The 1,830-nt window shown below is 67.4% G+C and carries 2 protein-coding genes; both read right to left on the minus strand.

Going from position 1 to position 1,830, the window contains the following annotated elements; genetic code table 11:
• Positions 1–10 precede the first annotated feature (10 nt).
• On the minus strand, positions 11–454 hold the full coding sequence (locus ACIBJF_RS53270; protein ID WP_399185094.1) for a VOC family protein: 444 nt from the start codon (positions 452–454) through the stop codon (positions 11–13).
• Entirely contained in the window at positions 451–1,707 is a 1,257-nt protein-coding gene (locus ACIBJF_RS53275) for an IS256 family transposase (protein ID WP_399185095.1), read from the minus strand. The genes ACIBJF_RS53270 and ACIBJF_RS53275 overlap by 4 nt, the downstream gene beginning before the upstream one ends.
• Between the last annotated feature and the right edge of the window lie 123 nt (positions 1,708–1,830).

Raw genomic sequence — 1,830 nt, forward strand, 5'->3', positions numbered from 1 at the left:
GGAGTAATCGTCAAGACTTGTGGATCGGTTGATCCCACTTTCGTTCAGGTGAGTCGATCGCGACGAGTTCGACTTCGAAGCCGTCGTCGTTCTCCAGGTAGGCGGCGTAGTGCTGTCCGCCACCGGCGTGTGGATGCCGCTCGGGGAACATCAGGTGCCAGCCGTGCTGGGTGGCGTCGGCCGCCAGATTCTCGACCGTGGTGGCGTCTTCGACGTGGAAGGCCAGGTGGTTCAGCCCTGGGCGGCAGCGGTCGTACTCTTCGGCGGTGAGGGCCGGCGACTGCTCGATGACCAGGTAGGTCGGCCCGAGCCGCCAGCTGCGGCCGCTGTCCCAGCTCTGGAAGAGGGCATACCCCAGCGCCTCCAGCAGCCAGCCGAGCGAGGCGAGCGCGCGATGCAGGTCGGGCACCCACAGCTCGACGTGATGCAGCGTGCCGTGCGACGGCCGGCTCATGCGGCGACCGCCTCGGCGCGTTCGACGAGCTGGCCGCGTTCGAAGCGGGCTCCGGCCCGGACGAGGGCGACGAGGTGGGGTGCGTTCACCGCGCGCCATCGTTGCTGGGCGGACTCGACGAGCTTGAAGACCATGGCGAGGGCCGCGGTCCGGGAGCCGGCACCGCGGGTGACCTTGGTCCGCAGTCGGACGGTGGAGAACGTGGACTCAATGGGGTTCGTGGTCCGCAGGTGGATCCAGTGCTCGGCGGGGAAGCCGAAGAACGCTAGCAGTTGCTCCTTGTCATCAGTGATCTTCTTGACGGCCTTGGGGAACTTCGCGCCGTAGAGCCGGGCGAACGTCTTGATCGCCTCCTCGGCGTGGTCGCGGTCCTCGGCGTTGTAGATGTCCTGGATCGCCTTCTTCGCGCCCGGCTGCGCAGACTTCGGCATGGCGTCCAGGACATTGGCCGTTTTATGAACCCAGCACCTTTGCTCGCGGGTTTCCGGGAACACCTCGGCCAGGGCCTTCCAGAAGCCCAGGGCGCCGTCCCCGACCGCGAGGACGGGGGCGCGCATGCCCCGGCGGGCGCAGTCCCGCAGCAGGTCAGCCCACGACTCGCCCGACTCGCGGTAGCCGTCCTTGAGGGCGACCAGTTCCTTGGAGCCGTCGGCACGGACCCCGATGAGTACCAGGACGCACGCCTTGACCTCCTCCAGGCGGACGTTGAGGTGGATGCCGTCGGCCCACACGTACACGTAGTCGACTTCCGACAGGTCGCGCTCCATGAACGCCGTGTGGTCGGCCTGCCACTGCTGCGTGAGCCGGGTGACCGTAGCCGGGGAGAGCCCCGCCGCGCTGCCGAGGAACTGCTTCAGGGCCGGGACGAAATCGCCCGAGGACAGGCCGTGCAGGTAGAGCAGCGGCAGCACCTCGCTGATCTTCGGGGACTTGCGGCACCACGGCGGCAGGATCGCGGAAGAGAACCGCTTACGCTCGCCCGTGGCCTCGTCGACCCGCTTGTCGTTCACTCGCGGAGCCTTCACTTCCACCACCCCGGCCGCCGTGGTGACCTTCCTGGCCTGGTGGTAGCCGTTGCGGACCACGAGCCGCCTGCCGGCCTCGTCACGTTGATCAGCCAACTCGGCTATGTAGGTGTTGACTTCGGCCTCCAGGGCCGCCGCGAGCATCCGCCTCGCACCCTCCCGGACGATCTCGTCGATCAAGGAGGAGCCGTTGGCGGTGGTGCCGTCGTCGTTGACTACGCTGAGCACGGGCGTGCCTTCCCGACCGGTGCTGCGAACACCGGCCTACTCGATGACCATCAATCGATCACTCGGGAAGGTACGCCCTTCGCATGCTCCCCGAGCTCGATCCACAGGTCTTGAGCATTGCTC

Source organism: Streptomyces sp. NPDC050743 (assembly GCF_044456925.1).
Taxonomy (GTDB): Bacteria; Actinomycetota; Actinomycetes; order Streptomycetales; family Streptomycetaceae; genus Streptomyces.

Coding starts and splice junctions, on each gene's coding strand:
- ACIBJF_RS53270 (WP_399185094.1), bottom strand. CDS start 454: ATGAGCCGGCCGTCGCACGGCACGCTGCATCACGTCGAGCTGTGGGTG.